The organism is Nocardia harenae NBRC 108248, assembly GCF_001612885.1.
GTDB classification, from domain to species: Bacteria; Actinomycetota; Actinomycetes; order Mycobacteriales; family Mycobacteriaceae; genus Nocardia; species Nocardia harenae.
In genome coordinates, this window is record NZ_BDBH01000016.1 from 1 (window position 1) to 17,119 (window position 17,119).

The 17,119-nt window shown below is 71.0% G+C and carries 21 protein-coding genes and 1 riboswitch; of the genes, 8 read left to right on the plus strand and 13 right to left on the minus strand.

All coding sequences use genetic code 11. From position 1 onward, the window contains the following. From NH2_RS26490 to NH2_RS26510, 5 genes are all read right to left on the minus strand, one after another. Positions 1 to 1,876, minus strand: a 1,876-nt coding sequence (locus NH2_RS26490) for a tetratricopeptide repeat protein (protein ID WP_084505918.1), incomplete at its 3' end; no start/stop codon positions are given. A gap of 29 nt (positions 1,877 to 1,905) precedes the next feature. Further along, complete coding sequence (locus NH2_RS26495) at positions 1,906 to 2,379, minus strand: Het-E N-terminal domain-containing protein (protein WP_067660204.1); 474 nt, start codon at positions 2,377 to 2,379, stop codon at positions 1,906 to 1,908. Positions 2,380 to 2,824: 445 nt separating this feature from the next. Beyond that, positions 2,825 to 3,619, minus strand: coding sequence for an anti-sigma factor family protein (locus tag NH2_RS26500; protein ID WP_067660207.1), 795 nt, complete (start codon positions 3,617 to 3,619; stop codon positions 2,825 to 2,827). After that, a complete protein-coding gene (locus NH2_RS26505; RefSeq protein ID WP_084505919.1) occupies positions 3,616 to 4,194 on the minus strand; it encodes a sigma-70 family RNA polymerase sigma factor in 579 nt (192 codons plus the stop codon). The genes NH2_RS26500 and NH2_RS26505 overlap by 4 nt, the downstream gene beginning before the upstream one ends. 61 nt (positions 4,195 to 4,255) lie before the next feature. Continuing rightward, positions 4,256 to 4,897: a YqgE/AlgH family protein gene (locus NH2_RS26510; RefSeq protein WP_245650783.1), complete on the minus strand. Its 642-nt coding sequence runs from the start codon at positions 4,895 to 4,897 to the stop codon at positions 4,256 to 4,258. A gap of 82 nt (positions 4,898 to 4,979) precedes the next feature. On the opposite strand from NH2_RS26510, the gene NH2_RS26515 reads away from it, so the two are divergent. Beyond that, entirely contained in the window at positions 4,980 to 5,741 is a 762-nt protein-coding gene (locus NH2_RS26515; RefSeq protein WP_067660213.1) for a lysophospholipid acyltransferase family protein, read from the plus strand. Here NH2_RS26515 and NH2_RS26520 read toward each other — a convergent pair. Continuing rightward, positions 5,738 to 6,046, minus strand: a complete 309-nt coding sequence (locus tag NH2_RS26520) for a GNAT family N-acetyltransferase (RefSeq protein WP_067660216.1) — start codon at positions 6,044 to 6,046, stop codon at positions 5,738 to 5,740. The genes NH2_RS26515 and NH2_RS26520 overlap by 4 nt on opposite strands. A 208-nt stretch (positions 6,047 to 6,254) precedes the next feature. Here NH2_RS26520 and NH2_RS26525 point away from each other — a divergent pair, with 208 nt between their 5' ends. Together NH2_RS26525 and NH2_RS26530 are read left to right on the plus strand one after the other, a co-directional pair. Then, positions 6,255 to 7,856 carry an alpha/beta fold hydrolase gene (locus tag NH2_RS26525; RefSeq protein ID WP_067660355.1) on the plus strand — a complete coding sequence of 534 codons (1,602 nt, stop codon included), beginning with the start codon at positions 6,255 to 6,257 and terminating at the stop codon, positions 7,854 to 7,856. Positions 7,857 to 7,906: 50 nt separating this feature from the next. Beyond that, entirely contained in the window at positions 7,907 to 9,076 is a 1,170-nt protein-coding gene (locus tag NH2_RS26530) for a glycerate kinase (protein ID WP_067660219.1), read from the plus strand. A 146-nt stretch (positions 9,077 to 9,222) separates the two neighbouring features. Here the strand turns inward: NH2_RS26530 and NH2_RS26535 are convergent, their stop codons facing one another. Beyond that, positions 9,223 to 9,549, minus strand: coding sequence for a winged helix-turn-helix transcriptional regulator (locus NH2_RS26535; RefSeq protein ID WP_157103990.1), 327 nt, complete (start codon positions 9,547 to 9,549; stop codon positions 9,223 to 9,225). A 176-nt stretch (positions 9,550 to 9,725) separates the two neighbouring features. On the opposite strand from NH2_RS26535, the gene NH2_RS26540 reads away from it, so the two are divergent. After that, positions 9,726 to 10,592 (plus strand): NAD(P)-dependent oxidoreductase, encoded by an 867-nt coding sequence (locus NH2_RS26540; protein ID WP_067660225.1) that lies wholly within the window; start codon positions 9,726 to 9,728, stop codon positions 10,590 to 10,592. 6 nt (positions 10,593 to 10,598) lie between these two features. On the opposite strand, the gene NH2_RS26545 is transcribed toward NH2_RS26540, so the two are convergent. Next, on the minus strand, positions 10,599 to 10,817 hold the full coding sequence (locus tag NH2_RS26545; RefSeq protein WP_067660228.1) for a helix-turn-helix transcriptional regulator: 219 nt from the start codon (positions 10,815 to 10,817) through the stop codon (positions 10,599 to 10,601). A 69-nt stretch (positions 10,818 to 10,886) separates the two neighbouring features. On the opposite strand from NH2_RS26545, the gene NH2_RS26550 reads away from it, so the two are divergent. Beyond that, positions 10,887 to 11,690: an ArsR/SmtB family transcription factor gene (locus tag NH2_RS26550; protein ID WP_067660231.1), complete on the plus strand. Its 804-nt coding sequence runs from the start codon at positions 10,887 to 10,889 to the stop codon at positions 11,688 to 11,690. Positions 11,691 to 11,693: 3 nt separating this feature from the next. On the opposite strand, the gene NH2_RS26555 is transcribed toward NH2_RS26550, so the two are convergent. From NH2_RS26555 to NH2_RS26570, 4 genes are all read right to left on the minus strand, one after another. Then, positions 11,694 to 12,008, minus strand: coding sequence for a DMT family transporter (locus NH2_RS26555; RefSeq protein WP_067660234.1), 315 nt, complete (start codon positions 12,006 to 12,008; stop codon positions 11,694 to 11,696). Between the two features lie 10 nt (positions 12,009 to 12,018). Further along, positions 12,019 to 12,086: riboswitch (guanidine-III (ykkC-III) riboswitch) on the minus strand. A 110-nt stretch (positions 12,087 to 12,196) separates the two neighbouring features. After that, the gene (locus NH2_RS26560; RefSeq protein WP_067660237.1) at positions 12,197 to 12,865 is read right to left on the minus strand and encodes a helix-turn-helix domain-containing protein; all 669 of its coding nucleotides are present in this window, start codon (positions 12,863 to 12,865) and stop codon (positions 12,197 to 12,199) included. Positions 12,866 to 12,894: 29 nt separating this feature from the next. Continuing rightward, entirely contained in the window at positions 12,895 to 13,368 is a 474-nt protein-coding gene (locus tag NH2_RS30030; protein ID WP_245650784.1) for an arginase family protein, read from the minus strand. A 7-nt stretch (positions 13,369 to 13,375) separates the two neighbouring features. After that, positions 13,376 to 13,612 carry a BrnT family toxin gene (locus NH2_RS26570; RefSeq protein WP_067660240.1) on the minus strand — a complete coding sequence of 79 codons (237 nt, stop codon included), beginning with the start codon at positions 13,610 to 13,612 and terminating at the stop codon, positions 13,376 to 13,378. A gap of 75 nt (positions 13,613 to 13,687) precedes the next feature. On the opposite strand from NH2_RS26570, the gene NH2_RS30260 reads away from it, so the two are divergent. Beyond that, the gene (locus tag NH2_RS30260; RefSeq protein WP_281202069.1) at positions 13,688 to 13,819 is read left to right on the plus strand and encodes a hypothetical protein; all 132 of its coding nucleotides are present in this window, start codon (positions 13,688 to 13,690) and stop codon (positions 13,817 to 13,819) included. Next, positions 13,816 to 14,238, plus strand: coding sequence for a GNAT family N-acetyltransferase (locus NH2_RS26575; protein ID WP_218021749.1), 423 nt, complete (start codon positions 13,816 to 13,818; stop codon positions 14,236 to 14,238). The genes NH2_RS30260 and NH2_RS26575 overlap by 4 nt, the downstream gene beginning before the upstream one ends. Positions 14,239 to 14,285: 47 nt before the next feature. On the opposite strand, the gene NH2_RS26580 is transcribed toward NH2_RS26575, so the two are convergent. Continuing rightward, a complete protein-coding gene (locus NH2_RS26580; protein ID WP_067660243.1) occupies positions 14,286 to 15,638 on the minus strand; it encodes an ammonium transporter in 1,353 nt (450 codons plus the stop codon). 273 nt (positions 15,639 to 15,911) lie between these two features. On the opposite strand from NH2_RS26580, the gene NH2_RS26585 reads away from it, so the two are divergent. Next, the gene (locus NH2_RS26585) at positions 15,912 to 17,099 is read left to right on the plus strand and encodes an NAD(P)/FAD-dependent oxidoreductase (protein ID WP_067660246.1); all 1,188 of its coding nucleotides are present in this window, start codon (positions 15,912 to 15,914) and stop codon (positions 17,097 to 17,099) included. The last annotated feature ends 20 nt before the right edge of the window (positions 17,100 to 17,119 follow it).

A 17,119-nucleotide genomic window follows, 5' to 3' on the forward strand; every position in this document is an offset into this window, starting at 1 on the left:
CTCGCAGGTAGTCGGTGAGCACCTGCTCGAACAGCTCGATCGCTTTACCGACCTGCCCTGCCTCCTGGTAGGCGTGGGCGAGGTTGTGGCGGGTGTTCAGAGTGTCGGGGTGGTCCTCGCCGAGGATCCGGCGGCGGTCGGTGAGCACCTGCTCATACAGATCGATCGCCGAGCTGACCTGCCCTGCCTCTTGGTAGGCGTCGGCGAGGTTGTTGCGGGTGTTCAGGGTGTGGGGGTGGCTGTCGCCGAGGATGCGGCGGCGGTCAGTGAGTACCTGCTCGTATAGATCGATCGCCGAGGTCAGCTGCCCTGCTTCTTGGTGAGCGAGGGCGAGGTTGTTGCGGGTGTTCAGGGTGTGGGGGTGGTCGTCGCCGAGGATGCGGCGGCGGTCAGTGAGTACCTGCTCGTATAGATCGATCGCCGAGGTCACCTGCCCTGCCTCCTGGTAGGCGTCGGCGAGGTTGTGGCGAGTGTTCAGGGTGTCAGGGTGTTTGGATCCGAGGATCTGTTCGTGCTCAATGAGGGTGGCGTGCGCAAGTTCAATTGCCCGTGTGAGGACGGCAGTTGTCGTGAGCTGGCGTGTGGCCCATCGCTGAGTTTTGAGGATTCGGCTTCGTGATGCCGGAGTTACGCGGCGGGGTAGTCCGCTGCTCGTGATGGCGTCGATGTGGTCGACCAGGCGCGTCCCTTCGAGTCGCCGTGCCCATGCCTCGTCTTCGTCGAATAGGTGAGGCTCGAGTAGGTCAAGTGCGGCGGTGAGGACGGTCTCGGCATGGTCGGCGTCGAGGATCTGCTCGCGAAGCGCACGGGCGGTGAGCCGGTGCGCCAGCAGCGAGTCTCTGCCGGTCGACCAGGTCAGCAGGGATCGCTGGACGCAGTGGTCGATGGCATCGTCAATCCATTCATCGAGTTCGGGGTCCGGGTGGGTAAGCAGCTCGCGGCCGATCCCGGCAGGGTCGAACACGGCGAACAGATCCAGCAGCCATCTGATGGTGGTGTCGAGGCCGGGGTCGCCGGTCGGGATCCGGGCGTCATCGAGGGAGAGGGTGATCGCCTGGTCGACGCGCAGCCGATGTTCCTGGCCTACGCGGTGGCGCAATGCCCGGGGCAGAGGCTGGCTGCGGACGCGCTGTAGAAATCGCGTGTAGGTCGCACCGGAAGCGGCGATCGCGGCCGCCGCGGTCGCCAGCGCAAGCGGAAGGTCTCCCAGTTCGGCGGCGACTGCGGCCGCACCGGGCGGATCGTTGAGGTCGGTGACCGAGTTCAGATAGGCTACCGACTGGTTGCGGGAGTAGCCGGTGCCGGCGTCGACGAGCAGATCGGCCAGCGAGGTGAAGCTGCGTACGGTGCTGGTGATTACGATCTGGGTGTTACCGGAGGCTGGCAGAAGCTCGCGCACGAGGTCGACATCGGTGGCGTTGTCCAAGACCAGCAGCCCGGCCTCGGCTTGGGTGGCGAGGTGATCGCGCAGTCGGTACGCCGCTTTCACCGGATCGTCTCCGGGGTCGGCGGTGCCGAGGCGCAACGCCACCTCGGCCAGCCCGGCATACAGCGTGTCGTCGGACCCGGCGTTCACCCATCCGGCCAATCCCACTCCGCGCGCCAGCCGATTGCGGGCGTACGCGGCTGCCACGTGTGTCTTGCCGGCCCCACGCATTCCGGTCACCAGCGCCACCCGCCAGGACCCGCTGGACTCTGCCGCTAGCCGAGCCGTCTGCGGGCGGACCACGAAACTGCGCGGCTCGTTGGGAATCCGGCCGACAACGAGCGGGCTCACAATCGGCTGCTGCTCCGCCGCAGCCGTACCGGTGCCGTTGAATGCGATCCTTCCTGCACGAATGCCCTGGAGAACGTAGGTGTTGCCCCCGAAGCCCATGCCGGGTGGTGGCGCTTCCGGGCGGGGTGTTACCGGGGCGCCGCGGTGGGGTCCTTGGGCTCCTGGTGCCCAACCCGCACTGAGCCGATCTCAATCTCGCCGCTGAATGTGCCACGCGAGATCCGGACGCCGGTCCCAGTCGAGTCGACCTGCTTGATCCGCAGCGCAGCGCCCTCGATCTGCTCCAAGTCCACACCGACGGTGGCGCCGGCGGGGGCTTCGTGCGCGCGCAGCATCGCGACCAGCGTCTGCGCCGCCGCGAGCAACTCGCCGTCCTGATCGGCACCGCCGGCGGCCAGGTCTTCGGCCAGCTCGACGCGGCGGTGTTCGGAGTTCGGGCGCTGCTCCAGCGCGGTCACATCCACCTGCCCGTAGCGGCCCGTCACGATCCCCTTCAGCTTCTGGTAGGCATCGGCCACCGCCTGTTGAGCGCTGTCACCCAATCCCGCGACCGCACCGGCTGCCAGTGCCTGCGCGACGATCGCCGCCACCGTCTCCACCACGACGAAATCCTCCCCACTCCACCGACGAACCAGGCCCGGCGGTACACCACCGACCTGGCGAACCCGCAAAACCTAGCCGAAAAGCCCACCCCGCCGTGTCATTCGAACGACTGACACCTCGCAGTGTCGAGTGGCCCGTGCTGCGCTTTCAGGAGCCTGACTTGCAATCCGGCCTGGTTATCGACGGCCAGAACACCCCTTCCAGGGATCGCTATTGCCAGGCCAGCTGCCTTGGCTGGTGAGTATCAGAAACACCACGGCAAATAACGGCCAGCTCAAAGGCAGATGTGCCGCCCGGACTTTCAACCGCCGGTCTGCTCGGTTCATTTGTGGATGCCGGGCGGAGGGTAGGTCTTGGCATCACTTTGAGTCTCGTGGGCACGTGTCGATTTTGGGGACGCGCAGGTGTTCCCCCGTCCCGACCGAACGGGGGCGACCGACATCCTCAGACCGTGCCGAGGAGCACCGTGTCCCCGGTGGTGGCGGAGGTGATCTCCACACTCCGGATCCGGTCCGGGGTGGTGGGAACGGTGCGTTCCAGCGTCACCACATCACCCGGCCCCGCCGGCCACTGACCGAGATTCCACCGGGTCCCGTCCACACCGGTGGCGACCAGGCCGAACTCCCAGGTGTAGCTGGCACCGGTCCCGGCGTAACTGCACGTCATCTCGACCCGCGTCCGGTCGCCGTCGGCAACGAGACGGAAGTCGGCCGAGACCGGGCTGGCGCGCAGCGGCTCCATCGTGCGCTCCGCGAAGACCTGCTCGGTGCGCACCGAGTCCTGGTCCGCGGTCACCGCGGCGACCACCGGGACGGCGATGGCGACGGCGGCCGCCGCGGCGGCGAGGGCGGCGCCCGCGGTGACCCAGCGGGAGCGGCGGCGCTTGCGTTCGCTCGCAGCGGCGAGGCGGGGGAGCAGGTCGGCGGGTGGGGCGGGCTCCCGGCCGGGGCGGTCCAGGGGGAGCGCTGTGTCGGGCACGGCCGGGGCGTCCGCAGGAGGGGGCGACGCGGTGTTCCGAGCGATCTCCGGAAGGCCGGAATCCTCGGCACCGAGTCCGAGCGCGGTCTCCGCCTCGACCAACCCGAGCAGCCCTGGCATCCCGGCCAGCTCAGCGACGGCGGAACGGCACCGCGGGCACCCCTCCAGGTGCTCCTCGAACTCCAACCGTTCCGCGCGAGTGAGCGACCCGAGCACATAGGCGGCATCCCACGTCGTGTAGTCGTCGACAAAGTCGGTCATCGGTTCGTCACCCCCATTTCCTGCAATGTGAGACGTAGGGCCCGCATGCCGTAGTGCATCCGGGATTTCACCGTTCCGGGTGGAATACCCAGTTCGTCGGCGATCTGCTGGGTCGAGAGCCCGCGATAGTAGGCGCGCACGATCACCTCGCGGTGGTCCGGGCCGAGGCGGGCCAGTGCGTCGGCGACGAGCCAGCCGTCCAGAGCGCGGTCGGAGTGGTCGGGCGTGGCCTGCTCGGGGGGCGCGTCGGTGCGGAATTCGCGCCGGTTGCGGGCGCTGCGGTGTTCATCCACGGCGAGGTTCCTGGCCACGGTGAAGAGCCAGGCTCTGGCCGAGTGGGTGGATTGGTCGAGCACCGCGGGGCGCTGCCAGGCGCGCAGCAGCGTCTCCTGGACGATGTCCTCTGCCCGCCCGGCATCCCGGACCAGGCCGAGGGTGTAGCGCCAGAGCACCGCCGCGTGTTCGCGGTAGAGGACGGCCATGAGTTCGGCTCGGTCGGTGGTCGCTGCCCACGGCGCGTTCTCCGGGTGGGTTGGGGGCGGGGTCGGGGCCGCCGGTTTGTCCGGTGCGTCCATCGGCTCACCGGAGTGGGGGGTAGGGCACGGTTGTCCTCCTCTGTCGAGGAGTTACACGAGGCTAGTTGCGTTCCAGTTCGATCGGGTGCGAGGCGAGCAGCGAGAGCGGGAGCGGCTGCCTGCGCAGCACCCGGGCCCAGAGGTCGGTGCGGCCGGGGGCGATGGGGTCGGCGGGGAGCGCGGAGACCACGTACCAGTCGTGGTTGTCCAGTTCGCCCTCGAGTTGCCCGAAGGTCCAGCCGGCGTAGCCGGCGAAGATGCGGGCGCCCTCGATGAGCGGGGCGATCTCGGCGGGGTCGGCGTCCAGGTCGACCAGCACCACGCGGCCGTCGACCCGGCGCAGGCCGGTCACCCCGGCGATCGTGGCGCCGACCCGGACTGTTGCGACACAGAGCGCGGCGTCCCGCTTGACCGGCCCGCCGACGAAGAGCGTGTGCGGCGCGGAGACCACCTCGCTCCAGCGCGGGAGCACGTCGTGCACGGCGGTGTCGCTGGGGCGGTTCAGCACCACGCCGAGGCTGCCCGCCTCGTTGTGCTCGATGACGTAGATGACGGTGCGCCGGAAGGTCGGCTCCGAGAGGTCGATGGCGGAGACCAGCAGACTGCCCGCCCGCACGGCGGGCTCGCCCGGGCGGTGATCGCGGCGACCGTGGTCGCCGTGCCCGCGGGTCCTGCGATCGTCGGGGTCGTCTGCGCGTGCCACCCGGACATCATCGCAGTTGCAGGCCCGATGCGCTTGCCCTCTGCGGTGGGAAAGCGGCTGCCCGGCGTCGTAGAGTCGTGCCATGCGACCGCCCGAGGTGCTCCTGGACGACTTCGACACCGTCTACGACTTCTACCGCGATCACCGGCAGAACCGGGCGAAGGCACTGGCGGCGTACGCGTTTCTGGCGCGCCGCTTCCGGCCGCGGGTGTACTTCGCGGCCGGCGCGCCGGAGGCGGTCAAGGCGCTGGTGCGGTCGGGGCGGCCGGTGCTGATCGCGGTCAACCACCTCTCCAGGCACGATCCGTACACGGTGGCGGCGGCGGCTTGGCGCAGCCCGCTGCGGCGGCTCATCGGGCGGGTGCGGGTGCTGGCGAAGGACGAGCTGTTCGTCGAGCCGAAGCTGCGCAAGCAGGTCGACATGATGGGCGCGATCCCGGTGTTCCGCGGCAAGGACCACGGCATCAGGGCGGTGAACGCCGCAGGTCAGCGCATGATGGATATCTGCGCGGAGCGGCTGGCCCGCGGCGATCACCTCGCGGTCTTCCCGGAGGGCACCTGCAATGTGGTCGACCCGAGCCGGGTGCAGCCGGTGGGCAGCGGAATCGGCCACATCGCCTTCCGGGCGCAGAAGCTCGGGGCCGCACCCGCCCTGCTCAGCCTGGCACTGAGCTACGGCCAGGGGCGGGGTGACGGCACCGAGCCGTCGAAGCAGGAGGTGGTCGGCTCCTCCTTCTACTTCGGGCAGCCGGTGACCGAGCTGCCGACCCGGCCCGCCGAGATCTCCCGGCTGGTCCGCGCCGACCTGCAGCTCGCGCTGGACGGGGCGGTCGCCGCCTACTAGGTCGGCAGCCCGAACTGGCTGCGGGCCCACGAGGGCACCGCGGCCACGTGCTCGGCCCTGCCCTCGATATAGCGGTTGACCTGCGGACACATCGGCAGCACCTCGAAGCCCTGCGCCCTGGTATCGCGCAGCGCGGCCTCGAAGAGCGTGGCGGCGTGGCCGCGGTCGGGGTTGGCGTAGATCTCGGAGCGCACGAAGGCGCGCTCGGCGGCGGTGTCCTGGTACGCGACATGACCGGCGAGAACCCCGTCGATGTAGAGCTCGAACCGCTCCAGAGCAGTATTGGTGCGGACCTCGATCGCCATGGCTCGACGCTACTCGGTGCGGGGCGCGATCGCGCGCTCGAATCCGGTTCGCGGCGAGCGTTTCCGCGCGACCCGCACCGAGGCGAAAGGGGACGGAATCCCGCCGGTGGACTTGTCCAACCCGCCGCGGCCGCACAGAATGCTTGTGGCCCGCCGCCCGGTACGCGAGCTCGGGGTGGCCGCGGCGCGGGCCCGGGAGGGACGGAAGATGACGAGCGCACAGCGCGCGGCCGGGCTGGCCGCGCTCCTGGTAGCCGGGTTGCTCGGTGCGGCAACGGCGACCCCCGCCCTGCTCGCGCCCGCCGCGGCGGCGCCGGCGGTGGCCTTCGGCGACTGCCCGGAGGGGGCGGTGCCCGCTGGTCTCGGCGTGCAGTGCGCGGTGGTCGAGGTCCCGATGAACCATGCCGATCCGGACGGCGCGCGGATCGAACTGACCGTCAGCCGGGTCCCGGCCCAGGGCGGCAAGCGCGGGGTGATCGCCGCCAACCCGGGCGGTCCGGGGGCGGACGCGCTGGATTACTGGGCACGCAGGATCGACAGCTTTCCCGCGGCCATGAAGCAGTACGACCGGATCGCCGTGCAGCCGCGCGGCATGCGCTGGTCCACCCCCCTGGACTGCGCGGTCGAGCCGACCGGCGCCGAGCCCGCGCCGCCGCCGGGCGTCAAAGACATCGCGCTGCGCCCCCGCGACGAACTGCGCGCCACCTGCGAGGCGGCGCTGCCGGGGTACCTGGACACCATCACCACCGAGAGCACTGCCCGCGACCTGGACGCCGTGCGCGCCGCGCTCGGCGTCGACAAGCTCGACTACCTGGGCACCTCCTACGGCACCTACCTGGGCGCGGTCTACGCGACGCTCTTCCCCGAGCACACCGGCCGGATGGTGCTCGACTCCAATGTCAACCCGGGCTGGATCTGGACCGAGGAGTTCGCCCAGCAGCAGGTGGCGGGCAAGCAGCGGCTGGACGACCTCTTCGCCTGGATCGCCGAGCACGACGCCGAGTACGGCCTCGGCGGCACCCCGCTGCAGGTGTACCGGAACTGGGTGCGGCTCGTGGCCGACCAGGGCGGCGGCTGGTACGCCAACCTGACCCCGCCGCCCGCCTCCGTCACCGACCTGCCCGGCGCGCTGCCCGAGCCACTCGCCGAGGTCGCCCGCGACGGCTTCAACGGCAGCGTCGAGCAGATCGGCAAGGTGCAGAACCTGACCCGCACGCTGGTCGCGGGCGGCACCTCGGCGCAGGTGCCGCTGCTCGGCGCGACCACCGTCGCCACCTACACCCGCGCCTTCTGGCCGCACTTCGCGCGCGCCATGGCGGATGCCAATGCCGACCCGCGCAATACCGGCAAACTGCTGGCGCTGGAGGGCACGAGCAGCTCCGACCCCACCGGCCAGGTGGTCTTCACCGCCATCACCTGCAACGAGAACGCGATCGAGCCGCGGCCGGAGTTGATCGCGGCGGCCGCGGTCACCATCGCCTCCGGCGGCAGCGCCATGGAGGCGCGCGCCAACCTGGTCCGCGCGGGCATGAACTGCGGGTCGTGGCGGCCGGTGGCGAAGCCGATCGCGGTGGACGGCGCCGCGCTGGAAACCCCGCCGCTGCTGTTGCAGAGCCGCCACGACGCGCTCACCGCCTACGAGGGCGGCCCGGCGCTGGCCCGCGCGGTGCACGGCACGCTGATCACCGTGGAGGGCGGCGACCACGGCACCTTCGGGCGCGGCAACGGCGTGGTCGACGACGCGGTGGTGCGGTACCTGGAGACCGGCGAGGTCGGCATCGACCGCGCCGACCAGGCTCCGCTGCCGTAGCGCCGGGTGTCCGAGGTGCGCGCCGGGGCGCCGGGTTCCACAATGGGCCGATGACGCGCGAACCGAGTCCGCGGGTGGTTCTCGCCCCGGACAAGTTCAAGGGGTCGGCGAGTGCACCCGAGGTCGCCGACGCGCTGGCGACCGGGGTGGTGCGGGCGGTGCCCGCCGCCCGGATCCACCGGGTGCCGGTGGCCGACGGGGGTGACGGGACCGTCGATGCCTTCGTGACGGCGGGGTGGCGGCGGGTCGAGCTCGTCGCACCGGGGCCGACCGGGGCCGCGACGCCCACCTCCTACGCCGTGCGCGGCGATACCGCGGTGGTGGAGCTGGCGGCGGTGGTCGGCGCGGCGAAGTTGCCCGCGGGGCGGTTCGATCCGCTAGGGGCAGGCTCCGACGGGCTCGGCGCGGTGCTGGCGCATGCGCTGGAGTCGGGGGTGCGGCACCTGGTGCTCGGGTTGGGCGGCAGTGCCTCCTCGGACGGCGGGGCCGGGCTGCTGCGCGGGCTCGGGGCGCGGATTCTGGACGCGCGGGGTTCGGAGGTGCCGCCCGGTGGCGCGGCGCTCGCGGACGCGGCCCGGCTGGACGCGGGCGGGCTGCACCCGCTGCTGCGCCGCTCCCGGCTCACCCTCGCCTGCGATGTGGACAATCCGCTGCTCGGGCCCGCGGGGGCGGTCGCGGTGTACGGGCCGCAGAAGGGGGCGGGGCCGGCGGAGCTGGCGATTCTGGAAGCGGCGCTGGCGAACTGGGCGCGGGTGGTCGGGGAGGCGTTCCCGGTAGAGCGGTACGGGAATGCCGCCGTGCGGCCCGGCGCGGGCGCGGCCGGTGGCACCGGGTTCGGGGTGCTCGGCGCACTCGCGGTGCTCATGCCGGTGACCGTGCGCAGCGGGATCGATGTGGTGCTCGAGCTGCTCGGCTTCGCCGACCTGGTCAATGGTGCCGCGCTGGTCGTCACCGGCGAGGGCTCGTTCGACGAGCAGAGCCTGCGCGGGAAGGCGCCGCTCGGCGTGCTCGCCGCCGCCACCGCCGCCGGGGTGCCCTGTGTCGTCACGCCCGGCCGCTCGCTGCTCACCCCCGAGCAGGTGCAGGAGGCGGGGTTCGCGGGGTGTCACCCGCTCACCGACCTCGAATCCGACCCGGCCCGCTGCATAGCGCAGGCCCGGCCTCTGCTGGTTCGCGTCGGCGAACGCATAGCCGAGCACTATCTGCGCGCGAGGGTTTGATGGCCCGGCTCCGCCGGGCGTGTTCGCGGCCGCGGGGAGTCTCGCCGCCGAGCGCTCGAGACTCGCGGCTGCGCCGCATGCGCTTCGAGCGCTCGGCGACGAGACGGGCCGCGAACGGGGCTCGTAAGACTCGCCCCCCGGGGTGGTCAGGTGGGGGCGAAGGTGGCGTTCAATTCGCATCGGGCCACGTGGTCGCGGTGGCGGTCGCCCCAGTCTTCGAGGGGGAGCAGCGCTACCCGGAGTGATTCACCGAGGTCGGTGAGCGAGTACTCGACGCGCGGCGGCACTTCGGGGAACACCTCGCGGTGCACGACCCCGGCCGTCTCGAGGTGCCGCAGATTCTCGGTGAGCACCTTCTCGCTCACCCCGTCCAGCTTGCGCCGGATCTCCCCGAACCGGCGCGGCCCCTCGCCCAGCACCCACATGAGGTGCATGCGCCACTTCCCGCCCACCACATCGATGGCCACGGACATCCCGCAGACCTCGTGATCCGCGTCACCGCTGCTCTCCACCGCCGCCTCCTGACCAGGTCACGTACCCGCGGGTGGGGTAGCCCCGCCCCGACGTGCGCCCTTGTCGATGCTACCGGCCGCGACCAGCATCGGAACCGGCGCCGAACTTCCCGACAGACCAGCGAAAGGCTCGAAGAATGCCGCAGACAACGTCGGTGACCGTCATCGGTCTCGGCCCCATGGGCCGCGCCATGGTGCGCGCCTTCCTGGCCGCGGGCACCGCGGTGACGGTGTGGAATCGCAGCCGCGGCAGGGTGGACGAGATGGTCGCACTCGGCGCCACCGCCGCGCAGACGGTGGCGGAGGCGCTCGCCGCCAACGAGGTCGCGGTGCTCAGCCTCACCGACTACCCCGCCATGTACGACGTGCTCGGGCAGGCGACGGCCGCGCTGCCCGGCCGCACCATCGTGAACCTCTCCTCCGACTCGCCGGAGCACACCAGGCGCGGTGCGGCCTGGGTGCGCGGGCACGGCGCCGAATTCCTCTCCGGCGGTGTCATGTCCGCGGGCGACGACATCGCGCACCCGGCCTCGTACATCTTCTACGGCGGCCCGGCCGCGGTCTTCGAGCGGCACCGCGACCTGCTGCGCCCGCTCAGCCCGCCCGAGTACCTCGGCCCCGACGACGGTGTGGCGCAGGTCTTCTACCAGGCCCTGCTCGTCACCTTCCACCCGTGGCTGCTCGCCTTCGACCAGGCGCTCGCGGTGATCGAGCGCAGCGGGCACGACATCGACCGCTTCCTGCCCTACGCGCAGCGCTCGGCGGGTGCCTATCCGCAGTTCATGGCGGACTCGGTGGCGGCGGCGAAAGCCGGTGCGGGGTACGACGAATCCATGTACCGCATGATGATCGCCGGGGCGCGGCACATCGTGGACGCCAGCGAGGACGCCGGGGTGGACGCGGGACTCTCGCACGCCGCCATGGCGTGGTGGCAGCGCGGCCTCGACGCCTCGCGCGCCGCGGGCCGCCCGGTCTCGGTGCTGGAGCTCATGCGCGGCTCCTGAACCGGCTCAGCCGATCCGCGGAAAGGGGGCCGTGGCGAACACCACCTCCACGGCCCCCTCGAAGTACGCCGCGATCCGCAGCGCCAGGTGCAGGCTCGGGCTGTACTCGCCGCGCTCCAGGTACCCGACGGTCTGGTAGTGCACGCCGAGCGCCTCGGCCGGCTCGCGCCGGGAGACCCCGCGCTCGGCGCGCAGCATGGCGATCCGGTCCAGCAGGACTGGCATTGACAGGCAGCTATTCGGCTGCCTATTGTCGAATAGGCAGCCGCGAGGTTGCCTATCGGGAGGACGGGTATGGAGCAGGACGACGCGGTCTTCCGCGCACTCGCCGACCCCACCCGCCGCCGGTTGCTCGACACCCTGCGCGCCGCCGACGGGCTCACCCTGCGCGAGCTCTGCGCCGGGCTGGACATGGCGCGGCAGTCGGTGAGCAAGCACCTCGCGGTGCTGGAGGCGGCGAACCTGGTCGCCACCCGCCGCCGCGGCCGGGAGAAGCTGCACCACCTCAATGCCGCCCCGCTCGACGCCATCACCGAACGCTGGATCGACCGCTACCACCGCGGGCGCGTCCGCGTGCTCGCCGATCTGAAAAACGCTCTGGAGGAGCCGATGACCACCACCGAGACCGCCTTCGTCTACACCACCTACATCCGCACCACGCCGGAGCGGCTCTGGCAGGCGCTCACCGACCCGGCCTTCACCAGCCGGTACTGGGGCGCCACCTTCGACACCGACTGGCGGCCCGGCTCCACCATGCGTTGGACGCACGGCGGCTGGTCGCACGCCGACGAGAGCCAGGTGGTGGTCGAGGCCGAGCCGTACCGGCTGCTCGCCTACACCTGGCACACCATCGACGCGGAGTTCGCCGCCGAGGTCGGGCTGCCCGCCGACGAACTCGACCGCTGGGCCGCCGACCCGCGCTCCACCGTCACCTTCGAGCTGGAGCAGCAGGGCGAGGTCGTGAAGCTGACCGTGGTGCACGACGGCTTCGCGCCGGGCAGCCCCGTGCTGGAGGGCATCCAGGGCGGCTGGCCCAGCATCCTCTCCGGCCTCAAGTCGCTGCTGGAGACCGGCGAGGAGCTGGACATCTCGGAGTGAGGCTCAGTGCGCGAGCTTCAGCCCGACCACCCCGCCCACGATCATGACCAGGAACAGCGTCTTGACGAGGGAGGCGGATTCGGCGCCGGTGAGCATGGCGTAGACGACGGTGAGCACCGCGCCGATCCCCACCCAGACCGCGTACGAGGTGCCGACCGGCAGCTCCCGCATGGCCAGCGCGAGCCCGGCCATGCTGGCGAGCAGCGCCACGCCGAAGATCAGCGACGGGGTGAGCCGGGTGAAGCCGTCGGAGCGGCCGAGCGCGGTCGCCCACACGGCCTCGAGGACGCCGGAGATCACCAGAAGTAGCCACGACATGTCGACCCTCCTCGGGCCGTCTTGTCGCACTCCGGGTACGGCACCCCTCGTCCGGAAGCCCCTGGTCGGGGGCTCACCTCCACCGTGTCACACCGGGTGCGGGGCGGCAATCAATGGCGACCGGGGTCACCGCTCCCCGAGCAGGAGGAGCAGGACGCTGCCGGGGAGGGCGAGGCCGAGGGCAGTGGTCATCGCTCGACGTGGTTGTCGGGGTAGGCGGTGATGGCCAGGAAGCGGATCGGCAATCGGACCAGCTCGTTCGGGCCGTGCGGCCCCTCGCCGTCCAGGAGCAACGAATCGCCGGGGCGCAGGGTGTACTCGGAGTCGCCGTGGCCGTAGACCATGACGCCCTCCAGCATGTAGAGCAGTTCGGTGCCCGCGTGCTGGAAGAGCGGGAAGGTCTCGCTGGCCTCGGTGAGCGTCACCAGCACCGGCTCCAGCCGCTTGTGCTGCCCGCGCAGCGCGCCGAGCAGCTCGTAGTGGTGGCCGACCCTGGTGCCGCGCCCCACGATCACCGCCCCGCTGCCCGAGCGCGTGTACACCGCCTCGCGGGTGGCGTCGGCGCCGCGGAAGAGCGACGTCACCGGCACGTCCAGCCCCTTGGCCAGCCCCGCCAGCGTGCCGAGGCTGCACGAGGTCTGCGCGTTCTCGATCTTCGACAGCATGGCCTTGGAGATCCCGGCCTTGGCCGCCAGCTCCACAACCGACATGCTGCCCGCCAGCCGCAGGCTGCGCACCTGCCTGCCGATCACGTGCTCGAGCCCCGCCGCCGTCTGCACGTCGCGCGGGATCTCGCGGTCCACCGGGGCCGGGTCACCGGTGTCGCGGTGCTCCCGTTGCCGGGCCGGTTCACGCATGGGTGCGAGTCTAGAGGTTGGATGAATGGCTAGTCCTTGCCGAATCGCTGGAACGCGGCCTGGCGCGAGGTGTCGAGCGCCGCTCCGATCACCGTCCACGAGTCACCCGCCTGCCTGGCCCGCTTGACCGCCGAGCGCAGCTCGGCCTCGGCATCGGCCAGCTTCTTGCGAGCCTCGATGATGTGCCGGAAGTGCTCGGCGTCCCTGGCCGGGGCGGTGTCCGGATCCAACTGCTCCAGAACGGAATCGAGGTCGCCCGCGGTCGGCTCCGGAGGTGCGGTTTCGGTGTTCCGCTCCTGCAAAAGCCGCTGGTACAGGACTTCCGGGCCCACGCGGGATCCGCGCCGACCGGCCGGGGCGGACGAGTAGGCGACGAAGAACGCCGCACCGAAATCGTGTCTGATATCGAACGGGACGGCCGGACGCCGCGGTGCCACCGCCGACGCCAGCAGTGCGGTCGACGGCTTGTGCCCGGAGCGCCTTCCGGTGTTCACGATGGTCATCTCGGCATCACCTCAGATACTTGTGGAACTTGGCTCTCATAATGTCGGCGTGGATGATCCGAGCCGGTCCGCCCACCGGGACGGCGATCAGTTCGAGCATCCGGCCGGCGTGATTCGGGCCGAGGACCAGGAGCCGGTCCTCGCCGTACATCTCGAGTTCGATGTACCGGAGAGCGTTTTCCCAGGCGTGGAGGATGTCGGCATCGGCCACATCGTGCTTGCGCGCAGAGTCCGATATCTCCACGTCGTCAAGAATACGTTTACATGGCGGGGCGCTGTCAAGATTTGATTTACGTGCGGTCGAGGCATAGTAAAGACCGTGGAGAGTTCGGTGGTTCCGGTGCTCGAGGCGGGCGGGATCCGCCTGCGCCCATTCGCGACCTCCGACGCGCACCTGATCGTCGCGGCGGGCAGGGATCCGCACATCCCCTCGATCACCTCGGTCCGGTGACCGGGGACGAGGTGGCCGGACGGGATTTCGTGCTGCGGCAGCACCGCCGCGCGGCCGATGGGGAGGGGTGGTCGTTCGCCATCGCGGAGGCCGCGAGCGATACCGCGGTGGGGCAGATCGGGCTGTGGCGCCGCGATATCGCGCACGGCCGGGTGTCGATCGGCTACTGGGTCGAGCACGACCACCGCGGGCGAAGTTATGCGACACGTGCATTGCGGCTGCTCAGCGACTGGGGTGCGACGCTGGACGGGATCTCGCGGCTCGAGCTGTACGTCGAGCCGTGGAACGAGGGCTCGTGGCGCGCAGCGGAGTCCGCCGGACTCCGGCGCGAGGGTCTGCTTCGGCGTTGGCAGAAGATCGACGGCGTACCGCGCGACATGTACCTGTACGCCCGCCTGCCGGACCCCGGACAGCACTGAGCCGCACCGCGTCGGCACACGGTGCGGCTCAATGTTTTACGTGAAACCTAGGTGGTGGCCGGCGCGGCCGCCTTCTCGGTGATCTCCTCGGCCGCGACAACCGCCGCCACCGGCTCCACCCGCCCGTCGGCGAGCTCCACCGCCTCCAGCACGTACGCGCTCTCCCGGTGCACCCGGACATCCACCCCTTCGGTCTCGTGGTCGGCGGGCACCCGCAGCCCCATGGTGAGATCCATGATCTTGGCGATGATCCAGGTGACGGTGAAGGAGTAGGCGAGGACGGCGAGGACGGCGACGGTCTGCTTGCCGAGTGTGCCGAAACCGCCGCCGTAGAACAGGCCGGTGGCGCCGGAGGGGGCGGCGGGGTCGGCGAGCAGGCCGATGAGGATGGTGCCGATGACGCCGCCGACCAGGTGGATGCCGACGACGTCGAGCGAATCGTCCAGCCCGAAGCGGAACTTCATGGTGATGGCCAGGCAGCAGACGGCGCCGCAGACCGCGCCGACCACCAGCGCGCCCATGGGCGAGACCGCACCGCAGGCGGGGGTGATGCCGACCAGCGCGGCGATCAGCCCGGAGCTGGCGCCGAGCGAGGTGGCGTGGCCGTGCCGCAGCTTCTCCACCACGAGCCACGCGCAGATGCCTGCGCAGGCGGCGGCCATGGTGTTCAGCGCGACGACGGCGGCGCTGTTCCCCGCGGCCAGCGCGGAGCCGGCGTTGAAGCCGAACCAGCCGAAGAACAGGATGCCCGCGCCGAGCATGGTGAGCGGCAGGCTGTGCGGCCGCGGCGCGTGCGGGAAGATGGCCCGCTTGCCGAGCACCAGGATCAGCGCGAGCGCGGCGATACCGGCGTTGACGTGCACCGCGGTGCCCCCGGCGAAGTCGACGGCCTGCAGCGAGTTGGCGATCCAGCCGCCCTGCACCGAACCGTCGGCGGAGTCGAAGGCGAAGACCCAGTGCGCCACCGGGAAGTACACGAAGGTCGCCCAGAGCCCGGCGAAGAGCATCCAGGAGCCGAACTTCATCCGGTCGGCGACGGCGCCCGCGATGAGCGCCACCGTGATGGCGGCGAAGAGCAGCTGGAATGCCGAGAAGAGCGCGGGTGGCAAACCCGGCTCGGCCGGTGCCTCCAGCAGCTTCGAGGAGCCGAGGTACTCCAGCGGGTTGCCGATCAGGCGCAGCCCGCCCACCGAGTCGCCGAAGGCGACGGAGTAGCCGAACACGATCCACAGCACGCCGACCACGGCCAGCGCGCCGAAGACCATCATCGCCATGTTCAGCGTGCTGCGGACGCTCACCATGCCGCCGTAGAACAGCGCCAGGCCCGCGACCATCAGGGCCACCGCTGTGAATGCGGCGAGAATCCAGGCGGTATTGGCCGCCGCCAGGGCTTCTGTCATTGAACTCACCTACGTCCGTCGTGCCGGATGCTTGCGGCCGCAGCTCTGTGCGGTTGAACAGCAGTAAACGCTGTCGAATGTTGCGCGTAATAGTCACGCGGTGAACCGCGAGTTAATCCGCGCCCGATTCGGCCGGTTCATCCCGGTAACGCGGGCGCGTGACCGCGCGCGTGGCGCAACACAGTCGTAACGGCGGCGCGATCGTGACGTCACGATCCCATCGTTTCATGTGGTTACACATTGATTCACTACATGAGAATCGAGGGCCGGTTCATGGGTGCTGCCGCCGAGTACCTGATCGTCGGGGGCGGACTCGAGGGGCTGGCCATCGCCTGGTCGCTCGCGGACCGCGGCGCCACCGATGTGCTGGTGCTGGAGCGGGCCACGCTCTGCTCCGGCATGACCGGCAAGTCCAGCGGGGTGGTGCGCTGCCACTACGGAGTTGCCTCGCTTGCCGCCATGGCCTGGTACGGGGTCGAGGTCTTCGGCCGGGCTCGCGACATCCTCGACGACGACCTCGGCTTCCGCCGCTGCGGCTACGTGATCGGGGTCGGGCCGGACAATGTCGACCCGCTGAAGGCCAATGTCGCCATGCAGCAGCAGCTCGGCATCGAGGTCGACTTCATCGGCCACGACGAGATGGCCGAGCTCTGGCCGGGGCTGCGGCTGGACGACTTCGCCGCCTTCGCCTACGAGCCGCTCGGCGGCCGCGGCGAGGCGTACCTGACCGGCATGGCCTACGCCGCCGCTGCCCGCAGGCTCGGCGTCCGGATCCGGCAGGGCGCCGAGGTGGCGGAGCTGCTGCGGGACGGCGACACCGTCACCGGCGTCCGCACCACCGCGGGGGAGACCATCGCGGCAGGCACCGTGATCCTGGCCGCCGGGCCCTGGGTCCCCGCGCTGGCCGCGCCGCTCGGGCTGGACGTCCCGGTCCGCGCCCAGCGCGCCCAGCTGGTCCTGGTCGACCAGGGCGAGCCGACCCCCGAGGTGCCGGTCCTCTCCGACCTCGTGAGCCTGCAGTACCTGTGCCGCGAGCCGAACGGCGAGCTCCTCGCGGGCAACAGCGACCACGCGGAGGTCGAGTACCTGGACCCCGACGACTACCCGAACCGCGCCGACGACAGCACCGTCGAGACGGTGATCGGCAAGCTGGACCACCGCCTCCCCGCCATGCCTGCCCCGCGGATCACCGGCAGCTACGCCGGCGCCTACGACGTCACCCCCGACTACAACCCGATCATCGGTCCCGCGCCGCTGGCAGGGCTCTTCCTGGCCACCGGCTTCTCCGGGCACGGCTTCAAGATCTCGCCCGCCGTCGGGCGGCTCGCCGCCGAGCTGCTGCTGGACGGCGCGACCACGCTGCCGAATGTCGACCCCGCCGATTTCCGCTTCCGCCGCTTCGCCGACGGCGCGCCGCTCACCAGCCCGCACCCGTACCGCGGCGCAGGCCAGATGCGCTGATTCCCCCACCCTCCAGGAGC

Excerpts from the sequence above, each read along its gene's own strand:
- NH2_RS26500 (WP_067660207.1), bottom strand. The coding sequence starts at position 3,619 with ATGACCGACTTTGTCGACGACTACACGACGTGGGATGCCGCCTATGTG.
- NH2_RS26505 (WP_084505919.1), bottom strand. The coding sequence starts at position 4,194 with ATGGACGCACCGGACAAACCGGCGGCCCCGACCCCGCCCCCAACCCAC.
- NH2_RS26515 (WP_067660213.1), top strand. The coding sequence starts at position 4,980 with ATGCGACCGCCCGAGGTGCTCCTGGACGACTTCGACACCGTCTACGAC.
- NH2_RS26520 (WP_067660216.1), bottom strand. The coding sequence starts at position 6,046 with ATGGCGATCGAGGTCCGCACCAATACTGCTCTGGAGCGGTTCGAGCTC.
- NH2_RS26525 (WP_067660355.1), top strand. The coding sequence starts at position 6,255 with ATGACGAGCGCACAGCGCGCGGCCGGGCTGGCCGCGCTCCTGGTAGCC.
- NH2_RS26530 (WP_067660219.1), top strand. The coding sequence starts at position 7,907 with ATGACGCGCGAACCGAGTCCGCGGGTGGTTCTCGCCCCGGACAAGTTC.
- NH2_RS26535 (WP_157103990.1), bottom strand. The coding sequence starts at position 9,549 with ATGTCCGTGGCCATCGATGTGGTGGGCGGGAAGTGGCGCATGCACCTC.
- NH2_RS26540 (WP_067660225.1), top strand. The coding sequence starts at position 9,726 with ATGCCGCAGACAACGTCGGTGACCGTCATCGGTCTCGGCCCCATGGGC.
- NH2_RS26545 (WP_067660228.1), bottom strand. The coding sequence starts at position 10,817 with ATGCCAGTCCTGCTGGACCGGATCGCCATGCTGCGCGCCGAGCGCGGG.
- NH2_RS26550 (WP_067660231.1), top strand. The coding sequence starts at position 10,887 with ATGGAGCAGGACGACGCGGTCTTCCGCGCACTCGCCGACCCCACCCGC.
- NH2_RS26555 (WP_067660234.1), bottom strand. The coding sequence starts at position 12,008 with ATGTCGTGGCTACTTCTGGTGATCTCCGGCGTCCTCGAGGCCGTGTGG.
- NH2_RS26560 (WP_067660237.1), bottom strand. The coding sequence starts at position 12,865 with ATGCGTGAACCGGCCCGGCAACGGGAGCACCGCGACACCGGTGACCCG.
- NH2_RS30030 (WP_245650784.1), bottom strand. The coding sequence starts at position 13,368 with ATGACCATCGTGAACACCGGAAGGCGCTCCGGGCACAAGCCGTCGACC.
- NH2_RS26580 (WP_067660243.1), bottom strand. The coding sequence starts at position 15,638 with ATGACAGAAGCCCTGGCGGCGGCCAATACCGCCTGGATTCTCGCCGCA.
- NH2_RS26585 (WP_067660246.1), top strand. The coding sequence starts at position 15,912 with ATGGGTGCTGCCGCCGAGTACCTGATCGTCGGGGGCGGACTCGAGGGG.